Origin of the sequence: Polaromonas sp. YR568, assembly GCF_943369675.1 — a bacterium.
In the GTDB taxonomy this organism is placed as follows: Bacteria; Pseudomonadota; Gammaproteobacteria; order Burkholderiales; family Burkholderiaceae_C; genus Polaromonas.
Window position 1 is genome coordinate 23,024 of the sequence record NZ_CALROB020000043.1, and the last position, 19,814, is coordinate 42,837.

Annotated in this window: 17 protein-coding genes and 1 tRNA gene; 11 read left to right on the plus strand and 7 right to left on the minus strand. The window is 64.6% G+C overall.

Going from position 1 to position 19,814, the window contains the following annotated elements:
- Positions 1–23: 23 nt before the first annotated feature.
- Both serB and mfd read right to left on the minus strand, forming a co-directional pair.
- Positions 24–734, minus strand: coding sequence for a phosphoserine phosphatase SerB (gene serB / locus ACLV8F_RS19885; protein ID WP_411885931.1), 711 nt, complete (start codon positions 732–734; stop codon positions 24–26).
- A complete protein-coding gene (mfd, locus tag ACLV8F_RS19890; protein ID WP_411885932.1) occupies positions 731–4,228 on the minus strand; it encodes a transcription-repair coupling factor in 3,498 nt (1,165 codons plus the stop codon). Before mfd ends, serB begins: the two co-directional genes overlap by 4 nt.
- 132 nt (positions 4,229–4,360) lie before the next feature.
- On the opposite strand from mfd, the gene ispD reads away from it, so the two are divergent.
- Complete coding sequence (gene ispD / locus ACLV8F_RS19895) at positions 4,361–5,092, plus strand: 2-C-methyl-D-erythritol 4-phosphate cytidylyltransferase (RefSeq protein ID WP_411885933.1); 732 nt, start codon at positions 4,361–4,363, stop codon at positions 5,090–5,092.
- Between the two features lie 34 nt (positions 5,093–5,126).
- Positions 5,127–5,609 (plus strand): 2-C-methyl-D-erythritol 2,4-cyclodiphosphate synthase, encoded by a 483-nt coding sequence (gene ispF, locus ACLV8F_RS19900; RefSeq protein WP_411885934.1) that lies wholly within the window; start codon positions 5,127–5,129, stop codon positions 5,607–5,609.
- A 383-nt stretch (positions 5,610–5,992) separates the two neighbouring features.
- Here the strand turns inward: ispF and ACLV8F_RS19905 are convergent, their stop codons facing one another.
- Positions 5,993–7,369, minus strand: a complete 1,377-nt coding sequence (locus ACLV8F_RS19905; RefSeq protein WP_411885935.1) for an ATP-binding protein — start codon at positions 7,367–7,369, stop codon at positions 5,993–5,995.
- 258 nt (positions 7,370–7,627) lie between these two features.
- A complete protein-coding gene (gene ompR, locus ACLV8F_RS19910; RefSeq protein ID WP_007866319.1) occupies positions 7,628–8,365 on the minus strand; it encodes a two-component system response regulator OmpR in 738 nt (245 codons plus the stop codon).
- Positions 8,366–8,755: 390 nt separating this feature from the next.
- Between ompR and ACLV8F_RS19915 the strand changes: the two genes are divergently transcribed.
- Positions 8,756–9,475, plus strand: a complete 720-nt coding sequence (locus ACLV8F_RS19915) for an SIMPL domain-containing protein (protein WP_411885936.1) — start codon at positions 8,756–8,758, stop codon at positions 9,473–9,475.
- Positions 9,476–9,512: 37 nt separating this feature from the next.
- Here the strand turns inward: ACLV8F_RS19915 and ACLV8F_RS19920 are convergent, their stop codons facing one another.
- The gene (locus ACLV8F_RS19920; protein ID WP_411885937.1) at positions 9,513–9,980 is read right to left on the minus strand and encodes a multidrug/biocide efflux PACE transporter; all 468 of its coding nucleotides are present in this window, start codon (positions 9,978–9,980) and stop codon (positions 9,513–9,515) included.
- 128 nt (positions 9,981–10,108) lie between these two features.
- Here ACLV8F_RS19920 and ACLV8F_RS19925 point away from each other — a divergent pair, with 128 nt between their 5' ends.
- Entirely contained in the window at positions 10,109–10,999 is an 891-nt protein-coding gene (locus ACLV8F_RS19925; RefSeq protein WP_411885938.1) for a LysR family transcriptional regulator, read from the plus strand.
- Between the two features lie 68 nt (positions 11,000–11,067).
- Here the strand turns inward: ACLV8F_RS19925 and ACLV8F_RS19930 are convergent, their stop codons facing one another.
- Positions 11,068–11,691 carry an outer membrane beta-barrel protein gene (locus ACLV8F_RS19930; RefSeq protein WP_411885939.1) on the minus strand — a complete coding sequence of 208 codons (624 nt, stop codon included), beginning with the start codon at positions 11,689–11,691 and terminating at the stop codon, positions 11,068–11,070.
- Between the two features lie 225 nt (positions 11,692–11,916).
- Between ACLV8F_RS19930 and ACLV8F_RS19935 the strand changes: the two genes are divergently transcribed.
- The 3 genes from ACLV8F_RS19935 to ACLV8F_RS19945 are packed head-to-tail and all read left to right on the plus strand — an operon-like array spanning position 11,917 to position 14,945.
- Complete coding sequence (locus tag ACLV8F_RS19935; protein ID WP_411885940.1) at positions 11,917–12,762, plus strand: N-formylglutamate amidohydrolase; 846 nt, start codon at positions 11,917–11,919, stop codon at positions 12,760–12,762.
- 48 nt (positions 12,763–12,810) lie between these two features.
- On the plus strand, positions 12,811–13,851 hold the full coding sequence (locus ACLV8F_RS19940) for a histone deacetylase family protein (RefSeq protein WP_411885941.1): 1,041 nt from the start codon (positions 12,811–12,813) through the stop codon (positions 13,849–13,851).
- Positions 13,851–14,945 (plus strand): NAD(P)/FAD-dependent oxidoreductase, encoded by a 1,095-nt coding sequence (locus tag ACLV8F_RS19945; RefSeq protein WP_411885942.1) that lies wholly within the window; start codon positions 13,851–13,853, stop codon positions 14,943–14,945. The genes ACLV8F_RS19940 and ACLV8F_RS19945 overlap by 1 nt, the downstream gene beginning before the upstream one ends.
- A gap of 12 nt (positions 14,946–14,957) precedes the next feature.
- Here the strand turns inward: ACLV8F_RS19945 and ACLV8F_RS19950 are convergent, their stop codons facing one another.
- On the minus strand, positions 14,958–15,740 hold the full coding sequence (locus ACLV8F_RS19950) for a 3-hydroxybutyrate dehydrogenase (protein ID WP_411885943.1): 783 nt from the start codon (positions 15,738–15,740) through the stop codon (positions 14,958–14,960).
- Positions 15,741–15,857: 117 nt separating this feature from the next.
- Between ACLV8F_RS19950 and ACLV8F_RS19955 the strand changes: the two genes are divergently transcribed.
- The 4 genes from ACLV8F_RS19955 to phaR all read left to right on the plus strand — a co-directional run.
- Positions 15,858–16,763: an alpha/beta fold hydrolase gene (locus ACLV8F_RS19955; RefSeq protein ID WP_411885944.1), complete on the plus strand. Its 906-nt coding sequence runs from the start codon at positions 15,858–15,860 to the stop codon at positions 16,761–16,763.
- A 27-nt stretch (positions 16,764–16,790) separates the two neighbouring features.
- Positions 16,791–19,052, plus strand: coding sequence for a RelA/SpoT family protein (locus ACLV8F_RS19960; protein ID WP_411885945.1), 2,262 nt, complete (start codon positions 16,791–16,793; stop codon positions 19,050–19,052).
- Positions 19,053–19,141: 89 nt separating this feature from the next.
- Positions 19,142–19,218, plus strand: a tRNA-Val gene (locus ACLV8F_RS19965).
- A gap of 273 nt (positions 19,219–19,491) precedes the next feature.
- Positions 19,492–19,814, plus strand: a 323-nt coding sequence (gene phaR / locus ACLV8F_RS19970) for a polyhydroxyalkanoate synthesis repressor PhaR (RefSeq protein ID WP_411885947.1), incomplete at its 3' end; no start/stop codon positions are given.

A 19,814-nucleotide genomic window follows, 5' to 3' on the forward strand; every position in this document is an offset into this window, starting at 1 on the left:
TTGTCGGGGCGGCCTGTGTCTGGTTACTTCACCAGCTCCAGCAGGCGGTCCAGGCCTCCCTCATTGATGGCCACCATGGCCTGCTCGCGCACGCGCGGCTTGGCATGGTAGGCCACGGAGAGGCCGGCGACGCCCATCATGGGCAGGTCGTTGGCGCCGTCGCCCATGGCAATCGCCTGCAGCGGGTTGATGCCGAGGTTTCCACAGGTCTCCAGCAGCATCTTGCGCTTTTCGTCACCGTCGCAGATGTCGCCCCAGGGCTGGTCCACCATGCGGCCGGTGAGGAAGCCGTCCTCGACCTCCAGCACGTTGGAGCGCGTGTAGTCGATGCCGAGTTCGTCGCGCACGCGGTCGGTGAAAAAGGTGAAGCCGCCGCTGACCAGCAACACCTTCATGCCGGCTTCCTTGCAGGCGTGCACCAGTTCGGCGGCGCCGGGGTTGAGCTTGAGGCGCTGGTGGTAGACCAGGTCCATGCTGGCGACGCTGACCCCCTTGAGCAGGGCCACGCGCTGGCGCAGGCTTTCCTTGTAGTCGGCAATCTCGCCGCGCATGGCGGCTTCGGTGATGGCGGCCACCTCGGCTTTGCGGCCGGCGGCATCGGCGATCTCGTCGACACACTCGATGTTGATCAGCGTGGAGTCCATGTCAAAGGCGATCAGCTTGAAGTCGCTGAGCTTCAGGTCGGGCGTGGAGACGTTGACGACGAGGCCGGGGGAGATTTCTGCGGGGGTCATGCGGGAGTGGCTTCCGTGGTGGGCGTGGTGGGTTTACCGAGTGAGCGCAGGACGTCGCGCACCATCTGCGCGCGGTCCTTGGGATTGTCGAACTCGCGCTCTATGCGCAGCTTGTCGTTGCCGGCCAGCCGGATGTGCCGGTTCTTCTGGATCAGCTGCATGATGGCCATCGAATCGATGGGCGGGTCCTTCTTGAAGGTGATGCTGATGGCGCCGGGCGCGGCATCGACCTTGACCACGCCGTAAGGCCTGGCGATCACGCGCAGGCGGTGCACGTCGATCAGCGTCTGCGCCTGCGGCGGCAGCTTGCCGAAGCGGTCGACGATTTCCTCGAGCAGCGCGTCGATCTGGTTGGTGTTCTTGGCCGTGGCCAGTTTTTTGTAAAAGGACAGGCGCAGGTGCACGTCGCCGCAGTAGTCGTTGGGCAGCAGGGCGGGGGCGTGCAGGTTGATTTCGGTGGTCACGCTGAGCGGCGACAGCAGGTCGGGCTCGCGCCCGGCCTTGAGCGAGGCCACGGCTTCGCTGAGCATCTCGTTGTAGAGCTGGAAGCCGACTTCCAGCATGTTGCCGCTCTGGTTTTCGCCCAGCACCTCGCCGGTGCCGCGGATTTCCAGGTCGTGCATGGCCAGGTAAAAGCCCGAGCCGAGCTCTTCCATCTGCTGAATGGCCTCGAGACGCTGGCTGGCCTGCTTGGTCAAGCCCTCGATGTCGGGCACCATCAAATAGGCATAAGCCTGGTGATGGCTGCGGCCCACGCGGCCGCGCAGCTGGTGCAACTGCGCCAGCCCGAATTTGTCGGCGCGGCTCATGACGATGGTGTTGGCGGTCGGCACGTCGATGCCGGTCTCGATGATGGTGGAGCACAGCAGCAGGTTGTAGCGCTGGGCGATGAAGTCCTTCATCACGCGCTCGAGCTCGCGCTCGGGCATCTGGCCGTGCGCCACGGCGATGCGGGCTTCGGGCAATATCTCTTCGAGCTTTTCGCGCCGGTTCTGGATGGTCTCAACCTCGTTGTGCAGGAAGTAGACCTGGCCGCCGCGCTTGAGTTCGCGCAGCACGGCCTCGCGGATCACGCCGTTGTTTTCGCTGCGCACAAAGGTCTTGATGGCCAGGCGGCGCTGCGGCGCGGTGGCGATCACGCTGAGGTCGCGCAGGCCTTCCAGCGCCATGCCCAGCGTGCGCGGAATCGGCGTGGCCGTCAGCGTCAGCACGTCGACCTCGGCGCGCATGGCCTTCATGGCCTCCTTGTGGCGCACGCCGAAACGGTGCTCCTCGTCGATGATGAGCAGGCCCAGGCGCTCGAACTTCACGTCCTGGCTCAGCAGCTTGTGCGTGCCGACCACGATGTCGACCGTGCCGTCGGCCAGGCCCTTGATGGCGGCGGTGATTTCCTTGCCGGAGCGGAAGCGGCTCATCTCGGCGATTTTGACCGGCCACTTGGCGAAGCGGTCCACCAGCGTCTGGTAGTGCTGCTCGGCCAGCAAGGTGGTGGGCGCCAGCAGGGCCACCTGCCGGCCGCCGGTGACGGCGATGAAGGCGGCGCGCAGTGCAACCTCGGTCTTGCCGAAGCCCACGTCGCCGCAGACCAGCCGGTCCATGGGCCGGGGGCTGATCATGTCCTGGATCACCGCGTGGATGGCGGCGCGCTGGTCGGCGGTTTCCTCGAAGCCGAAGTCGTTGGCGAAGGTCTCGTAGTCGCCGGGCGAGTAGCGGAAGGCATGGCCTTCACGCGCGGCGCGGCGGGCGTAGATGTTGAGCAGCTCGGCGGCCGAGTCGCGGATCTGCTCGGCGGCCTTGCGCTTGGCTTTTTCCCACTGGCCGCTGCCCAGCTTGTGCAGGGGGGCTTCCTCGGCGCTGACGCCGGTGTAGCGGCTGATCAGGTGCAACTGGCTGACGGGCACGTAGAGCGTCGCGCTGTCGGCGTATTCGAGGTGCAAAAACTCCTGCAGCAGCGGCGTGCCGTCGGCGTTCGTGCCCTGGCCCAGGTCCATGTTGATCAGGCCGCGGTAGCGGCCTATGCCGTGGGCGCTGTGTACCACCGGGTCGCCCACGTTGAGTTCCGAGAGGTCCTTGATCAGCGCCTCGACGTCGCTGACCTGCTCCTGCTTCTTGTTGCGGCGGCGCACCGTGACGCCGGCTGCGAAGAGTTCGGTCTCGGTGATGAAGTCGATGCCTTCCTCGAGCCAGCTGAAGCCGGTGTTCAGCCCCGCGGTGGCGATGCCGAGTTTTTCGTCGCTGGCCTGGAAATCGGCCAGCGAATCAAAGGCCGGCGGGCTGACGGCGCTGGCGCGCAGGAAGTCGAGCAGGCTTTCGCGCCGGCCCTCGCTTTCGGCCAGCACCAGCACGCGGTGGGCGGTGTTGCGCACATGGCCCTTGAACTTGGCCAGCGGGTCTTCGGCGCCGCGCACCACGGCCATTTCGCCGAGCTTCTGGAACTGCGCGTTGTCGGCCACGTCTTCCACCGTGGCGCGTATCGCCAGCTGGGCGTAGTCGTTGGCGCGCGCGTAGAACTGCTCTATGCCCAGGAACAGCGACTCGGGCGGCAGCGCCGGGCGGTCGGGCGCGTCGCACACCAGCCGGTAGCGGTCTTTGGTGTCCTGCCAGAAACGCTGGAAGGCGGGTTCCAGGTCGCCGTGCAGCACCACCGTGGCATCGCTGCCCAGGTAGTCGAACACCGTGGCGGTTTCTTCGAAGAACAGCGGCAGGTAGTACTCGATGCCGGCGGTGGCCACGCCGTTGCCCATGTCCTTGTAGATGCGGCTTTTGGTCGGGTCGCCGTCCAGCAGTTCGCGCCAGCGGCTGCGGAATTTGGCGCGCGCGTCGTCGTCCATCGGAAATTCGCGGCCCGGCAGCAGGCGCACTTCGGGCACGGGGTAGAGGCTGCGCTGGCTGTCGGGGTCGAAGGTGCGGATGCTGTCGATCTCGTCGTCGAACAGGTCGACGCGAAAAGGCACGAGGGAGCCCATGGGGAACAAATCGATCAGCCCGCCGCGCACCGCATATTCGCCGGGGCTGACCACCTGCGTGACGTGGCTGTAGCCGGCCAGCGTGAGCTGGGCCTTCAGGCGCGTTTCATCGAGCTTTTGTTTGACCTTGAACTGGAAGGTGTAGCCGGCCAGGAAGCTGGGCGGCGCCAGGCGGTAAAGCGCCGTGGTGGCCGGCACGATGACCACGTCGGCGCCGGTTTCCTTGTCTCGCTGCTGGATGCGCCACAGCGTGGCCAGTCGTTCGCTGATCAGGTCCTGGTGCGGCGAGAAGGTATCGTAGGGCAGGGTTTCCCAGTCGGGGAACAGCGCGCAGCGCAAGTCCGGCGCGAAGAAGGCGATCTCGTCCATCAGGCGTTGGGCCGTGGTGGCGTCCGAGGTGATGATGGCGGTCAGCTTGCCGGCGGCTTTCTCGCGGGTGCCCAGGCGTGCCAGCAGCAGGGCATCCGCGGAGCCGGCGGGCTGGGGCAGGGTGTAGCGTTTACCGGAGACGAGTGGGGGTAGGTGCATTGAGCGGCGCGTGGCGAAGTTCTGGCTGAATCTGTTCGGGCGAAAATCAATCGGCAAAAGGCAGGCACCCCAAACCATCCGGAGTGGGGTGCCTGCGTTCAATCCCCCGATTTTAGAATCTATGATGAAGTTATGACGACAAGCCGCGCCAATACCCGTTCCGATGCCCGTTTTTTCGCCCTGATTCCGTGCGCGGGGCAGGGAAGCCGCGCCGGAACGGCCCAGGCCAAGCAATACCAGCTGATTGCCGGACAGCCCATGGTGCGGCATACGGTGCAGGCTTTCCGGGCGCTTTCGGGCACCTTTGCCGCGCTCTGGGTGGTGGTTTCGCCGTCCGATGAGGAGTTCCTCAGCGTGTTTCCCGATTACAACCAGGCCAATGAACACCTGTTCCCGGGCGGTGGCGCGACGCGCGCGGCCACGGTGCTCAACGGCCTGAAGGCCATGGTGGCGCAGGCCGGCGGCGCGACCCTGGACGACTGGGTGCTGGTGCATGACGCCGCGCGTTGCCTGGTGATGCCCGGGCAGATTGAAGCCCTGATCACCGCCTGCCGCGACGACGCCGTGGGCGGCCTGCTCGCGCAAAAGCTGCCGGACACGCTCAAAAGCGAGTACGGCGGCCGCGTCGCGAGCACCATAGACCGCAGCGAAAAATGGCTGGCGCAGACGCCGCAGATGTTCCGTATCGGCATGCTGATCAATGCACTGGAGAAAACCGGGGACCGCGTCACCGACGAGTCCAGCGCGATGGAGGCGGTGGGACTGGCGCCCCGGCTGGTGGGCAGCAGCGCCGAGAACTTCAAAGTCACCTACCCGGAAGACTTCGCCCTGGCGGAGGCCATTTTCGACAGGCGCGGCAAGTAGTCCCCCAATCCATCACAACCCAACAAAGGCAGGCATGAGCAGCGTCAACTTTCGAATCGGCGAGGGCTGGGACACGCACGCGCTGGTGCCTGGGCGCAAGCTCATCATCGGCGGGGTCGACATTCCCCACACCGTGGGCCTGCTCGGGCATTCGGACGCCGACGTGCTGCTGCACGCGATCACCGACGCGCTGCTGGGCGCCGCGGCGCTGGGCGACATCGGCTCGCACTTCCCCGACACCGATGCGCGCTTCAAGGGCGCGGACTCGTCGGTGCTGCTCGCCGAAGTGGGCCGCTTGCTGAAAGAGCGCGGCCACACCATCGCCAACATCGACAGCACGGTGATCGCCCAGGCGCCCAAGCTGGCTCCCTACATCACGGCCATGCGCGCGAACATCGCCAAAACCCTGGGGCTGGAAGTGGGGCAGGTGAACGTCAAGGCCAAGACGGCCGAGAAGCTGGGCCCGGTGGGCCAGGGGCTCAGCATGGAAGCCCGCGCGGTGGTGCTGCTGTACTAGAGCCGCTCACAAAACCCTCCTGGCGTTGTTGCGCCGCCTTGCCGTGCCAGGGCCTGTTAGCCCTGTGTTTGCAAATGCGAATGGGGCGAAAACGGCGCCAATCAAGGCGCGCGACGAATCCCAGACCGGGAGTCTGGGTGAGGAGCGCAACGCCGAGTGGCACCGTTTTCGCCCCATTCCCTTTGGGTTGCGATCAAAAAGGCCTTGCGCGGCGTTGCAAAGCCTTGACGGGGATTACCCCGCCTGCGTTTTGCGCCTTGCTCAAGGCCTTTTTGACTCGCAACGCATCTTGCAAACACAGGGCTAACAGGCCCCATGCACTGTCTGCGGCGACGCGCCTAGCCAGGACCGCTTCGCTGGGTTTTGTGAACGGCTCTAAGCGCTTAATTCCGGCGCAGCTTGATGTGCGCCGCCAGGCCGCCCGAGCCGGTGTTGGCCAGGCCGAACACGCCGCCCATGCGGTGCACCGTTTTTTCGACGATCGCCAGGCCCAGGCCCGCGCCTGTGGCCGCAGTGCGGGCGGCGTCGCCGCGGAAGAAGGGGCGCGTGAGCTTGGACAAGGTTTCCGGCGCCACGCCCATGCCGTGGTCGCGCACCTTGATCAGTACCCACTGGTCGCGGCTCTTGGCGGCGATGTCCACCAGCGCGATGCCGGTTTCAGGCGTCTTGCCGTAGCGCCTGGCGTTTTCCAGCAGGTTGGAAATCACGCGCGAGAGCTCGACCTCGTCGGCCAGCACCGCCATGTCGGCCGGAATGGTGACGGTGACGCGCATGTCTTCGTAGTCGGCCACGGCATAGACCGCCGCATCGACCACGGCATTGAGCGACACCCGCTCCAGCCGCGGCGGCTCGGGCCGGGCGTAATCCAGGAATTTGTCGATGATGGCGTCCAGTTGCGTGATATCGGATGCCATGTGCTCACGCGCATCGGCGTCGGCGACGCTCATCTCGGTTTCCAGGCGCAGGCGCGCCAGCGGCGTGCGCAAATCGTGCGAAATCCCGGCCAGCATGATGACCCGGTCCTGTTCGATCTTGGACAGCTGCTCGGCCATGCGGTTAAAACCGATGTTGACTTCGCGGATCTCGCTGGTGGCGACTTTTTCGTCGAGCAGGCTGGCGTCGAAATCACCGTCGCGCATGCGGCTGGCCGCAAATGACAGCTGCTTGAGCGGCCGGTTGATCAGGCGGGCGATGAAGGCCGCGCCCGCAAGTGACAGCGCCGCCGCGGTGATCAGCCAGATGACCCAGGTGCTGTTGCGGGAAGGGCCTATCTTGGACGGGTCGGTGAGCAGCCAGTAAGAGTCGCCGTCGATGGCAAAGCCCACCCACAGGCCTTTCTGGCCGTTGACGGTGCTGGCCACGACAGTGCCGTTGCCCAGCCGCGCCTTGAGTTCTTCGGCGGTGCGCTCGCCCAGCTCGTCGCTTTCGAACAGCTCAAATTTGTCTTTCGGTTCACGCGGCGTGATGCGCACGCGTTCTTCGTCGGCCAGGGTTTTGATCAGCGAGACGCGGGCGATGGAGTCGGAGTAGCGCAGCGCTGCCCGGCTCAGGTTGACCAGCGAGGCCAGTTGCTGCGCGCTCTGGATGGCGCGCGGTTCCGATTCCAGGGCCCGGAAAGTTTGCAGCCAGGCCACGATGGAGCCGAACAACAGCAGGGACAGAAAGAAAAAAGTCCGCCAGAACAGGCTGAAGCCCCGCAGCGGGCGCATTTCCAGCGGTGCGGGGGCGGTTTCAAGGGGAGCCGGGTTGGTTGCGTCCATAAGGGTATCGGGTACGTGCCGTGAATGCAGGCGATCAATCAATCAATCAATGGACGTTAGCACGATAAGCCTGCGCGGCCGCAAGCAAGCTGTTGTCGCCTGTTGCGGGCGCGCGTCGTGTGAAGGCGGTCCCACTGGCGCTGGAATTCTTCAAGCCAGCATGAGCCGCGGAACTGGCTTTGCCAGGCCGCAGGCGGGCGGCCCCCTCGGGGGGCAGCGCATTACACGAAGCCGAAGGCGCAGTGAAAAGCGTGGGGGTTAGTTAGTTCCGTCCGGAACGAACACGTAGCCTATGCCCCAGACCGTCTGGATGTAGCGAGGCACAGCGGCGTCCACCTCAATCAGCTTGCGCAGGCGCGAGACCTGCACGTCCAGGCTGCGGTCAAAAGGCTCGAACTCGCGGCCGCGGGCCAGCTGCGCCAGCTTTTCGCGCGACAGGGGCTGGCGCGGGTGGCGCACCAAGGTTTTGAGCATCGCAAATTCACCGGTCGTCAGCGGCAGTTCTTCACCGTTCTTGTGCAGGGTCCGCAGGCCCATGTCGAAGGAGAAGGGGCCGAAAGTGATGACTTCCTGGTCGCTGGACGGCGCGCCGGGCACTTCGGCGGTCGGGCGGCGGCGCAGCACGGCGTGGATGCGGGCCAGCAGTTCGCGGGGGTTGAAGGGCTTGGCGAGATAGTCGTCGGCGCCGACTTCCAGGCCGACGATGCGGTCCACGTCTTCGCCCTTGGCGGTCAGCATGATGATGGGGGTGCGGTCATTGGCCGCGCGCAGGCGGCGGCAGATGGACAAGCCGTCTTCGCCGGGCATCATCAGGTCCAGCACGATCAGGTCAACGGCGTCGCGCAGCATGATGCGGTTCAGCGCCTTGCTGTCTTCGGCCAGGATGACCTCAAAACCCTCCTGGGCCAGGTAGCGGCGCAGCAGGTCGCGGATGCGGGCATCGTCGTCAAGGATCAGGATTTTGTCGGCACGGGCATTGGGTTGAGCTTGGGTCATAGTCGTCTGGTAATTTGTAACAGAGCCATTTTGAAGGCTGAAAACACGCGATGTCTCGTTTTTCAGTCACTTTGACACACTGTTACAAAAGTTGCGGCCATGTGCAACTGTTATTGCCACGCAGGGAGAGATATGGAATTACGCCTACAGGCATTGTCAAAACTGCGTGCAAGAATGGCCGGTTGCCGCCGCGCGCCATAGCGCTGCAGCGCGTTACCCGCCGTAAACAAAATGCTGCCCGGCCCGAAATTGCCATATCGGCTGCCGCAACGCAAAGGGCCGAATGACTTGCAAAAGCCGGAAAAAAGGCGCCAACCCTGCAGATGTTCATGACTTCTCTCCTCTTCTTTTCAGCCCCTTGCTGAAGCAACTCCCCGAAAGGTTTCCCTGATGCGAACTCCCACCCTGATAGCCGTATGTGCCCTGTTTGCCGGTGCCGCGCTGGCGCCAGCCGCCATGGCCCAGCAAGCGATGCCTTACGAAATCCTGCAGAACGTGGCCCAGCTGTCGGCCAGCGGCTCTGTCGAGGTGCAGCAGGACTTGCTGTCGATTTCCTTGAGCACCACGCGTGACGGCACCGATGCCGGCGTTGTGCAGACCCAGCTCAAGCAGGCGCTGGATACCGCGCTGGCACAGGCCAAGCAGGCGGCCGCGCCGGGCCAGATGGATGTGCGCACCGGCAACTTCAGCCTGTACCCGCGCTACAACAAGGACGGCAAGATCAACGGCTGGCAAGGCTCCACCGAGCTGGTGCTGGAAGGCAAGGACTTTCCCCGCATCACCGGAACGGCGGGCAAGATCCAGACCCTCACCATGAGCAACGTCGGCTTCGCGCTGAGCCGCGAACAGCGCGCCAGGGTGGAGGGTGATGCCCAGGCCCAGGCGATCGAGCGCTTCAAGGCCAAAGCCGGCGAAGTGGCGCGCAACTTCGGGTTTTCCAGCTACACGCTGCGTGAAGTCTCGATCAATGCCAACGACCAGGGCAGCCCGCCGCGCCCGCGCATGCTGGCCATGTCGGCCAAAGCCGAAATGTCGGACGCGTCGATTCCCGTGGAGGCCGGCAAAAGCACGGTGCTGGTGACCGTGTCGGGCTCTGTGCAGATGAAGTGATGGAGCGGGGCGGTCAAAGATACGGCGGCCCTGGCATTCACGCCGCCGAAGCGCAGGCCTTCTCCTTCTGCTTCTGTCGGTGATGGCGGGCGACGACCTTGGCGCGCAGGTAGTCGTAAGCCCAGTTGAAACCGAAGGTATAGGGCAGGAAGAACAGCACGATCGCGATGTCCAGCACAAAGGCCTCCCACAGGCCGATGTCCAGCCACCAGGCGGCCAGCGGAACCACCGCGATGATCAGCCCGATTTCAAACAGCACCGCATGCACGGCGCGCGCCGCCAGGGTGCGCTCAAAGCCCATGCGCCGTTGGGCCCGGTCGAAGAGGGCGTTGAACACCATGTTCCAGCTCATGGCCATCAGCGAGACCATCAAGGTCAGCAGGCCCATGTGCGCCAGCGAATAGCCGAGCAACCAGGCGCCCAGGGGTGCGCAGAGGGCGATGGCCAGGACTTCAAAGCCGAGTGCGTGGAAAAAACGTTCTTTCACGGATTTTTGGAGACTCATGGGGTGCTTTCTTGCGGATTAACCGGTCTTGGGGACAGATGCCCCGGCGAGCCATGACGGTATTTTCATCGCTTATTCGAATACATTAAAATCAATAACCATCGATAAAACAGATAGAAAGTTGCGCCATGCGACATTCACCGGAAGCCCTGACCGCGTTTGCCGAGGCCGCCACGCTGGGTTCGTTTTCCGCTGCGGCGCGCAAGCTCGGCAAAAGCCAGTCCACCGTCAGCAGCGCGATCGCCAACCTGGAAATCGACTTGGGCCTCGCGCTATTCGACCGCAGCAGCCGCAAGCCGGCCCTGACCGAGCCTGGCAGGGTCTTGTTAGGCAAGGTGCAGGACATCCTGGCCGCCAGCGACCGCCTGGACCGCGCCGCCAGCCAGCTCGGCAACGGCATGGAGCCCAAGCTCAGCGTGGTCTGGTCCGATACTTACCAGTCCGACCGGTTCGAGGAAATGCTGCTGGCCTTTGAGCAGCGCTTTCCCGACCTCGAATTTGAATGCCTGATCGCCGAGCACGGCGACCTCGTGTCGCTGGTGCAAACCGGGCGCGCGCACATTGGCGTGGTGGCGGCGCAAAGTGCCTATCCGCCCGACGTCGGCTCGGCCACGATTGCCGAGCAGTCTGAAATCACCTTGTTTGTCGCCACCGCCCACCCGCTGGCCAGCCGGAAGGATGTGACGCCGGACGTGCTGGCCAATTTTCGCGAACTGCGGCTCGATACCTATATGGAGCCGGGCGCCCAGGGCCTGCCGCAGTCGCGCCGCGCCTGGTCGGCGCCCAGCTACCTGATGTTGATGGAAATGGCCGTGCTCGGGTTCGGCTGGGCTGCGATCCCGCGCTGGATGGTCACGCGCTTTGCCACGGGCAAGCTCCACGAACTGGATGCGCGCGGCTGGCCGCGGCGCGTGCCTGTCGACGCCGTGTGGTCGCGCCAGCGGCCGCTGGGTCGAGCCGGCACATGGCTGTTGCAGGAGATGCTGGCGCCGGCCGGGGCGGTAAAAATCGTGGCGTGAAAAAGCCCGCAGCCTGTGAAGGCGTGCGGGCCGGTGGCCAGGGGCGCGTCAGGCGCGCCCGGCTTTCATCAGAAGCGGTAGCGCAGGCCCAGGCTGGTGGTGCTGATGCGCTGGTTACCGGTACCGGTGAACTTCAGGTCATGCTCATCCCATGCCAGCACGGCCGACATGGCGGGGGTGAAAGCCCACTCGGCGCCTACGCCGTAAGACACGCCCCAGCCGCTTTCGGAGCCCGAAGCAATACCCGAGGCCGGCGAGGCCGACACGCGGGTGTGGCCGTAGGTCGTGCCCAGCTTGCCCAGCAGGTTGAAGGAGTTGCTCAGCGGCAGGCGTCCGACAAGGCTCAGGTTGATGCCCTGTGCCTCGGTCTGGCCGCCCGCGCGGTTGGCCTTGCCGAAATCGGTGTAGCCGAGTTCCAGGCCGAAATTGTTGTTGAAGTAGCTGCCGCCGTAGATGTTGTACGAGGTGTCCTTGTTGTCCGACGGAAAGGCGCCGGTGCCGTTGGGCAGTGAGAAGTCAGACTGGCCGATGTTGAGGCCGAAATAGCGCGAGCCGGGTGCGTAAAACGAGTAGTTACTCGAGTAGCTGTTGCCGCTGGACGTTGAGCTGTCCTGGGCTTGTGCGCCCGTGGCGGCTGCAAGGGCGGCCACGGCCAGGACGGTGGCGGAGAAAGTGCGGGTCAATGAGGGCATGGTGCTTCCTTCTGTGGGTGAATAACCGGCGTCACGTTTTGACAACGAAACGGCCGCGTGTTGTTTGATTTCCGTCGTGAAATTTAAAGGCCGGGCATGCGCGCTCTTGTGGGTGCAAAAGTTATATCCCTGTAGGACAAGCGGAAGTTTGCGTGTGGAGCAGGCGTCATGGCGCAGCGCCTTGTGATGCTTTTGACCCGATTTTTGCGGTGCTAAAGTCAGGGCATGCAGTTCATCACCCACCTGCCCGGAAGCACCCCGCTGGTCCTGGATTCCCCCCACAGCGGAACGGCCTACCCGGCTGATTTCAGGCACGCCTGCGAACTCGCCGTGCTGCGCAGCGCCGAAGACACCCACGTCGAAAAACTCTACCACTTCGCGCCCGCCCTGGGTGTGCACTGGATAGAGGCGCACTTCCCGCGCAGCTATCTCGACGCCAATCGCAACACGACCGAAATGGACGTCAGCCTGCTCGACGCGCCCTGGCCCGGGCCGGTGGAGACCGATCCCAAAGTCATGTCCAAGGTGCGGCTCGGCAAAGGCCTGATCTGGCGCACCACCGACGAAGGGGTGCCGCTGTACGACCGCAAGCTCGGGGTGGCGGAAATCCAGGCGCGCATAGCCCAATGCTGGACGCCGTATCACGCGGCCGTCGCGCAAGCGATTGACGCAGCCCACGCCCGGCACGGCTACAGCCTTCACATCAATTGCCATTCCATGCCCGCGGTGGCCTCCAGCAGCGCCACGGATTTCCCCGGCGAGGCGCACGCCGACTTCGTCGTGGGCGACCGCGAAGGCACGACGGCCGGCAAGGCCTTGTCGCGCCTGGTGTGCGAACACCTGAAGGCGCTCGGCTACAGCGTGGCCTACAACCACCCCTATAAAGGCGTGGAGCTGGTTCGCCGCTACAGCAATCCGGGCGAACACCGGCACAGCATCCAGCTTGAGATCAACCGTAACCTGTACATGGACGAAAGCACGCTGGCGCTGACGCCGGGCGCCGAATCGCTCAAGGCCAGCTTGCGCTCGCTGGTCGAGCTGCTGCTCAAAACCGACCCGCGCACGCTGTGAATCCCCCGGGCCTGGCCCGCGTTTGTTTTGCCCAACCCTTCGGCCCCCATGCTCACTTTCTTCAGCGACACCCATCACGCCCATGCGCCGCAGTATGAATTCTTCCGGGGCGAACGCGTGCCCTGCTTTGAAACACCGGCCCGCGCCGAATACGTCAAAACGCGCCTGAGCCAGCGCGGCCATGTCTTGCGCACGCCGCACGCCGACAGCCGCGCGCTGCTGGCCAAGGTGCACACGGTCCGCTACCTGACGTTTCTGGAACACGCCTGGCGTGACTGGGTTGCGCTGGAAGCCGGTAATGACGGCCGCCAGCCTTTTCCCTCGGTATGGCCGGTGCGCACCCTGCGCAGCGACGTGGAGCCCGCCAACTTCACCGCGCGGCTGGGGCTGTATTCGATGGACAACGGTTCGCCGCTGTCGGCCGGCACCTGGCAGGCCGCCAAGGCCGGCGCGGACGCCGCCGCCAGCGCCGCCGCCTTGCTCGGCAGCCACAGCGAGCGCGCTGTCTTCTGCTGCAGCCGCCCGCCTGGCCACCATGCCGGGGCCGACTTCATGGGCGGCTACTGCTTCTTGAACAACGCCGCCGTGGCTGCCCAGGGCCTGCGCGACGGCGGTGCGGACCGCGTCGCCGTCCTCGACGTCGACTACCACCACGGCAACGGCACACAAAGTATTTTTTATGACCGTGCCGACGTGCTGTTTGTGAGCCTGCACGGCGACCCGATGACCGAATACCCCTTCTACCTCGGCCATGCCGGCGAAACCGGGGAAGGCGAGGGCGCGGGCTTCAACCTCAACCTGCCGTTGCCGGCCGGCTGCACAGTGCCGCGCTGGTTCGAGGCGCTGGAAGCGGCCTGCCTGCGCATCGCCACCTTCAGCGCCGACGCCTTGGTAGTGTCGCTGGGGCTGGACACCTTCGCCGAAGACCCGATCTCCAAATTCGCGCTGCAGCCGCAAGACTTCATCCGCCTCGGCGAGCGCCTTGGCAAGCTCGGCCTGCCCACGGTGTTTGTCCTCGAGGGCGGTTATGCCGCCGCCGAACTCGGCACCAATGCCGTCAACGTCATTGAAGGTTTCGAAGGTTGCTGATGGACCAGGTCGATTGTGTGGTGATAGGCGCGGGCGTGGTGGGGCTGGCCGTCGCGCGCGCGCTGGCTTTGCAGGGCAGGGAGGTCATGGTGCTGGAAGCCGCCGATGCCATAGGCACGGGCACCAGCTCGCGCAACAGCGAAGTCATCCACGCCGGTATCTATTACCCCCAAGGCTCGCTCAAGGCCAGGCTGTGCGTGGAAGGCAAAGCCCTGCTGTATGCCTACTGCGCCGAACGCGGCATAGGCCACAGGCGCTGCGGCAAGCTCATCGTGGCGACCAGCCAGGCGCAGGTCGCGCAGTTGCAAGGCATACGCGAAAAGGCCGCCGCCAACGGTGTCGATGACCTGGTGCTGCTGACGCGTGATGAGGCCCGCGCACTGGAGCCGCAACTCGAATGTGTGGCCGCACTGCATTCGCCCAGCACCGGCATCGTCGACAGCCATGGCCTCATGCTCGCGCTGCAAGGTGACCTTGAGAACGCGGGCGGCATGGTGGTGCTGAACTCGCCTTTGGCCCAGGCGGAATGCACGCAAGAAGGAATTTATCTCACCGCTGAAGACGGCACTCAATTGCAGGCCGCCGCCGTCGTCAACGCCGCCGGCCTGCATGCGCAGCAACTGGCCGGCCGCTTTGCCGGCCTGCCGCCGCAGCACGTGCCGCCCAGCCATTACGCCAAAGGCAACTACTTCACGCTGCCCGGCCGCTCACCCTTCAGCCGGCTGATCTATCCCATGCCCGAAGCTGCAGGCCTGGGCGTGCACCTCACCGTCGACATGGGTGGCCAGGCCAAGTTCGGCCCTGACGTGCAATGGGTGGATTCGCCCGGCGACCTGGTGGTGGACCCGGCGCGCGGCGAGGCCTTTTACGCCGAGGTGCGCAAATACTGGCCCGCGCTGGCAGACGGTGCGCTCACGCCGGGCTATGCCGGCATACGCCCCAAGATCCAGGCGCCGCATGAAGCTGCCAAAGACTTCATGATCCAGGGGCCGGCTGATCACGGCGTGGCGGGCCTGGTCAATCTGTTCGGCATCGAATCGCCGGGCCTCACGAGTTCGCTGGCAATCGGCGATTACGTGATCCGGCTGCTGTAAAGCGAAAGGCGTTTACTGCGCGGCCCAGCCGCCGTCCATATTCCACGCCACGCCGCGCACATTGTTGCCTGCCGGCGAGCAGAAAAACACCGCTAGCGCGCCCAGTTCTTCGGGTGTGGTGAATTGCATGGAGGGCTCTTTTTCGCCCAGCAGTTGTCGGGTGGCGGCCTCGTTGCTGATGTTGCCGGCTGCGGCCTTGGCGTCCACCTGTTTTTGCACCAGGGGTGTCAGCACCCAGCCGGGGCAAATCGCATTGCAGGTGACGCCGGTGGTGGCGTTTTCGAGCGCGGTGACTTTGGTCAGGCCGACGATGCCGTGCTTGGCGGCTACGTAGGCGGATTTTTCGGCCGAGCCGACCAGGCCGTGCACCGAGGCCACGTTGAGGATGCGGCCCCAGCCCTTGCCGCCGTCGGCGGCCAGCATGGCGGGTAGCGCCAGCCGGGTGGCGTGGAAGGCGCTGCTCAGGTTGATGGCGATCACGGCGTCCCATTTTTCGACCGGAAAGTCCTCGACGCGGGCCACGTGCTGGATGCCGGCGTTGTTGACAAGGATGTCGACCTGGCCGAACTGGGCGGCGGCATAACGCATCATGTCCGCGATGTCGGCGGGCTTGCTCATGTCGGCGCCGTGGTAGGCCACGCGCGCGCCCAGCGCCTCCACCTCGGCTTTGGGGCCGTCCACGTCGCCGAAGCCGTTGATGACGATGTTGGCGCCCTGCGCCGCCAGCGCCTTGGCGATGCCCAGGCCTATCCCGCTGGTAGAGCCGGTGACGAGGGCTGTTTTACCTTTGAGCATATTGTTTCTCCGGATGATTTACGATGGTTGAACTGGGATTGCGAGCGGCGTGCCGTACAGGTTGCGCCGGGTCCATTTCTCAAGCAATTATCAAGCCTTTCATTGAACTGCCGCACCATGACCCAAGCTGACCTGCACTACGTAAATTGCCCTGACGCCACAGGCGGCCACCGCATGGCTTATTGGCAATGGGGCCGGCCCGACAGCGCGCATGTGGTGGTGTGCGTGCATGGCCTGTCCCGTCAGGGGCGTGATTTCGATACGCTGGCGCGTGCCTTGTCCGGGCAGGCTGACGTCCGTGTAATCTGTCCCGACGTGGTGGGCCGCGGCGAAAGCGACTGGCTCAAGGACCCCATGGTTTACCAATTGCGCACCTACGCCGGCGACATGCTGGCAATGCTGGGCCAGCTGCACGCCCAGGCGCCGGTTAGCTCGCTGGACTGGGTGGGCACCAGCATGGGCGGCCTGATCGGCGTGGCGGTGTGCGGAACGCCCGGTCTGCCATTACCGGCGCCGGTGCGCCGGTTGGTGTTGAACGACGTGGGCCCGGCCATCCAGTGGCAGGCCATCGTGCGGATCGGCACCTATCTGGGGCAGGCCGGCCACTTCGGCTCGGTGCAGGAAGCCGCCGATGCGATGTGGGCGATTTCCCAAAGCTTCGGCCCGCACACGCCCGAGCAATGGCTGGCGCTGTCGCGGCCCATGCTCAGGCGCGTCTCGGAGGACGCCGATGCCAAGTGGCGGCTGCATTACGACCCGACCATCGCCGTGCCTTTCAGGCAGGAAACCGAGGACTCCGCGCGCCAGGGTGAAGTCATGCTCTGGCAGCTCTACGACAATATCAAGGCCGAAACCCTGGTGATACGGGGCCGGCAGTCTGATCTGCTCAGTCCCGAGACGGCCCAGGCCATGACGCAGCGCGGGCCGCGGGCCCGCGTCGTCGAATTTGACGGTGTGGGACATGCGCCCACGCTGATCGCCGCGGACCAGCTCGCCGCCGTCACAGGCTTTCTGCTGGGGTGACGCCTGCAACTATTTGATTGAAGTTTCATGAAAAGCAATGTGGTCGGGCCCGGCGGCCCGACAGCCTCCCAGGGGGCGAACGCCTCCATCGTGACCGCCACGGCCGACAGCCTGCCGGACCAGCCGCATGCGCTGGCGCGCGCGCGCGCGTTCGCCGAGCCCCTGATCGCCAGCGAAACGCACGACACGGGCGAGAACATCCTGGCCCATGCCGATGCGGTGGCAGCCATCCTGAAAACCATAGGCGGCTCCGAAGCCATGCAGGCGGCGACCTATCTGGTCTATGCCTGCCAGCACCTCACCAAGCCGCAGGAAGTCATCACCAAAGCCTTCGGCGCCAACTACGCCGCGCTGGCGATAGAGACCACCAAGCTCGTACAGGTGCAGCGCCAGGCACGCGGCGCCGATGCCAAGGCGCAACTGCTGGACGACCCGGCCGCGCAGACCGAAAACGTGCGCAAGATGCTGCTGGCGTTTTCGCGCGATTTGCGCGTGGTGATGCTGCGGCTGGCGTCCCGCCTGCAGACCCTGCGGCACTATGCCGCGACCCGGCAGACCGCGCCGATGTCGCTGGCGCACGAATCGCTGCACGTTTTCGCGCCGCTGGCCAACCGCCTGGGAATCTGGCAGATCAAATGGGAGATGGAAGACCTGGCTTTCCGTTTCCTGGAGCCCGACACCTACAAGCAGACGGCCCGCCTGCTGGACGAAAAACGGGTGGAGCGCGAAGGCTTCATGGAGGCTTTACGCGCGCAGCTGGAGCGCGAGCTGAACCAGAACGGTATCGCCGCGTTGGTGCAGGGGCGGCCCAAACACATCTACAGCATCGTCAAGAAGATGCGCGGCAAGTCGCTGGACTTCGAGCAGGTGTTCGACATCCGCGCGCTACGCGTGATTGCCGCCGATGTGAAGGGCTGTTATGCAGCGCTCGGTTTTGTGCATTCGCGCTTCACACCGGTGGACGGTGAGTTCGACGACTACATCGCCAAGCCCAAGACCAACGGTTACCAGTCATTGCACACCGTGGTGCGCGACGAGGCGGGCAGGGCGGTGGAAATCCAGGTGCGCACCCAGGCCATGCACGACCATGCCGAGCACGGCGTCGCCGCGCACTGGGCTTACAAGGAAGCCGGCACCAAGGGTTACAGCGGCGTCTCCGCCAGCAGCGAGTACGACGCCAAAATCGCCGTGCTGCGGCAACTGCTGGCCTGGGAGCGCGACCTCTCGGGCCCGGCCGCCCAGCGTGCGCGTGACGACAAGCAGGGCCTGTTCGAGGATCGCATCTATGTGCTGACGCCCGACGCGGCCATCGTGGAACTGCCGCAGGGCGCGACCACCGTGGACTTCGCCTACAGCGTGCACACCAGCCTGGGGCACCGCTGCCGCGGCGCGCGCATCGACGGCGCCATGGTGCCGCTCAACACGCCGCTGCAAAACGGCCAGACGGTGGAAGTCATCACCGTCAAGGAAGGCGGGCCTTCGCGCGACTGGCTCAACCCGGAACTGGGTTTTCTGTGCAGCCACCGCGCGAAGTCCAAAGTGCGCGCCTGGTTCAACGCGTTGGCCATGGAGCAGACGGTGGCGCGGGGCCGCGAGGCGGTGGAAAAACTGCTGCAGCGCGAAGGCAAGACGGCGATGAAGCTGGACGACCTGGCGGCGCAACTGGGCTTCAAGGCGGCGGATGATTTGTTTGAGGTTGTGGGCAAGGACGAGTTGTCGCTGCGCACGATAGAAAACATGCTCAGGCCGCCCGAGCCGGTGTTGAGCCAGGATGATTACGTGCTGGCAAAAAAAGCACGCGCGCCCAGCCCGAACGCCAAGAAAGGCGCCGGCGGTGTGCTGGTCGTCGGCATGGGATCCTTGCTGACCCAGTTGGCCAAATGCTGCAAGCCCGCGCCGCCCGATGAGATCCTCGGCTTCGTCACCAAGGGCAAGGGCGTGAGCATCCACCGCAGCGACTGCAGCAACTTCCGCAACATGGCCGGCGGCAGCCCGGACCGCGTGATCGAGGTGGAATGGAATTCGCCCAAGACGCCCGACGGCGCGGTCTATCCAGTGGACGTGGCCGTCGAGGCGGCCGACCGGCAGGGCTTGCTGCGCGATATTTCCGAAGTGTTCGCCAAGGAAAAAATGAATGTGATCGGCGTGCAGACCCAGTCGGTGAAAGACAACCGCGGCGGCACGGCGTGGATGACTTTCACTGTGGAAGTGGCGCAATCGGGCCGCCTCAACCAGGTGCTGGCCGTCGTCGCCGAGGTGCCGGGCGTGAGGTCCGCGCGGCGGCGGTAAGCGTAGCCGCATTCTTTTTTCGGCATTTTTTGAGGGCAGGCCAAGATAGACGTTTTGCTTTGCTACAATACGAGCTTCGAACAGTCCTTAGGCGCGTAGCTCAGCTGGTTAGAGCACCACCTTGACATGGTGGGGGTCGTTGGTTCGAGTCCAATCGCGCCTACCAATTCCCAAAAACGGTTCCTGTCCAGGCTTTGCATCAATGTGATGCAAGCCCATCACACAGGGTAAACCAAGGGGATTGAGTACATCAGAATTCCTAGAATGTATCGAGCCCCGGCGTTACGACGCTGGTCGTCATTCAGAGGAGAAATCAGTGCCAAAAAGCAAATCCACCAGCCCGGCATCCGGCCTTCCGCCTTCACAGGCTGAGGACGTTGCCGAGGGCAATCCCGGCGCCAAAAGCGGCCGGGCTGCCGGCAAGGCTGCGGCGTCCCGCGTGATCAAAAAGTACCCGAACCGCCGGCTCTACGACACGGAGACATCGACCTACATCACGCTCACGGAAGTGCGCCAGCTGGTGATGGACAGCGCCGATTTTGTGGTTCGCGATGCCAAGACCAACGAAGACCTGACGCGCAGCATCCTGCTGCAGATCATCCTCGAAGAAGAGTCCGGCGGCGAGCCCATGTTCACCGAGGCCGTGTTGGCCAATATCATCCGTTTTTACGGTAATGCGATGCAGAGCTTCATGGGCGCTTACCTGGAAAAAAACGTCCAGAGTTTCATGGACCTGCAGGTCAAGATGGCCGAGCAGTCCAA

Excerpts from the sequence above, each read along its gene's own strand:
- ACLV8F_RS19930 (WP_411885939.1), bottom strand. The coding sequence starts at position 11,691 with ATGCCCTCATTGACCCGCACTTTCTCCGCCACCGTCCTGGCCGTGGCC.
- ompR (WP_007866319.1), bottom strand. The coding sequence starts at position 8,365 with ATGACCCAAGCTCAACCCAATGCCCGTGCCGACAAAATCCTGATCCTT.
- ACLV8F_RS19955 (WP_411885944.1), top strand. The coding sequence starts at position 15,858 with ATGACCCAAGCTGACCTGCACTACGTAAATTGCCCTGACGCCACAGGC.
- ACLV8F_RS19940 (WP_411885941.1), top strand. The coding sequence starts at position 12,811 with ATGCTCACTTTCTTCAGCGACACCCATCACGCCCATGCGCCGCAGTAT.
- ACLV8F_RS19960 (WP_411885945.1), top strand. The coding sequence starts at position 16,791 with ATGAAAAGCAATGTGGTCGGGCCCGGCGGCCCGACAGCCTCCCAGGGG.
- ACLV8F_RS19935 (WP_411885940.1), top strand. The coding sequence starts at position 11,917 with ATGCAGTTCATCACCCACCTGCCCGGAAGCACCCCGCTGGTCCTGGAT.
- ACLV8F_RS19950 (WP_411885943.1), bottom strand. The coding sequence starts at position 15,740 with ATGCTCAAAGGTAAAACAGCCCTCGTCACCGGCTCTACCAGCGGGATA.
- ACLV8F_RS19915 (WP_411885936.1), top strand. The coding sequence starts at position 8,756 with ATGCGAACTCCCACCCTGATAGCCGTATGTGCCCTGTTTGCCGGTGCC.
- ispF (WP_411885934.1), top strand. The coding sequence starts at position 5,127 with ATGAGCAGCGTCAACTTTCGAATCGGCGAGGGCTGGGACACGCACGCG.
- mfd (WP_411885932.1), bottom strand. The coding sequence starts at position 4,228 with ATGCACCTACCCCCACTCGTCTCCGGTAAACGCTACACCCTGCCCCAG.
- ACLV8F_RS19945 (WP_411885942.1), top strand. The coding sequence starts at position 13,851 with ATGGACCAGGTCGATTGTGTGGTGATAGGCGCGGGCGTGGTGGGGCTG.
- ispD (WP_411885933.1), top strand. The coding sequence starts at position 4,361 with ATGACGACAAGCCGCGCCAATACCCGTTCCGATGCCCGTTTTTTCGCC.
- ACLV8F_RS19925 (WP_411885938.1), top strand. The coding sequence starts at position 10,109 with ATGCGACATTCACCGGAAGCCCTGACCGCGTTTGCCGAGGCCGCCACG.
- ACLV8F_RS19905 (WP_411885935.1), bottom strand. The coding sequence starts at position 7,369 with ATGGACGCAACCAACCCGGCTCCCCTTGAAACCGCCCCCGCACCGCTG.
- ACLV8F_RS19920 (WP_411885937.1), bottom strand. The coding sequence starts at position 9,980 with ATGAGTCTCCAAAAATCCGTGAAAGAACGTTTTTTCCACGCACTCGGC.
- serB (WP_411885931.1), bottom strand. The coding sequence starts at position 734 with ATGACCCCCGCAGAAATCTCCCCCGGCCTCGTCGTCAACGTCTCCACG.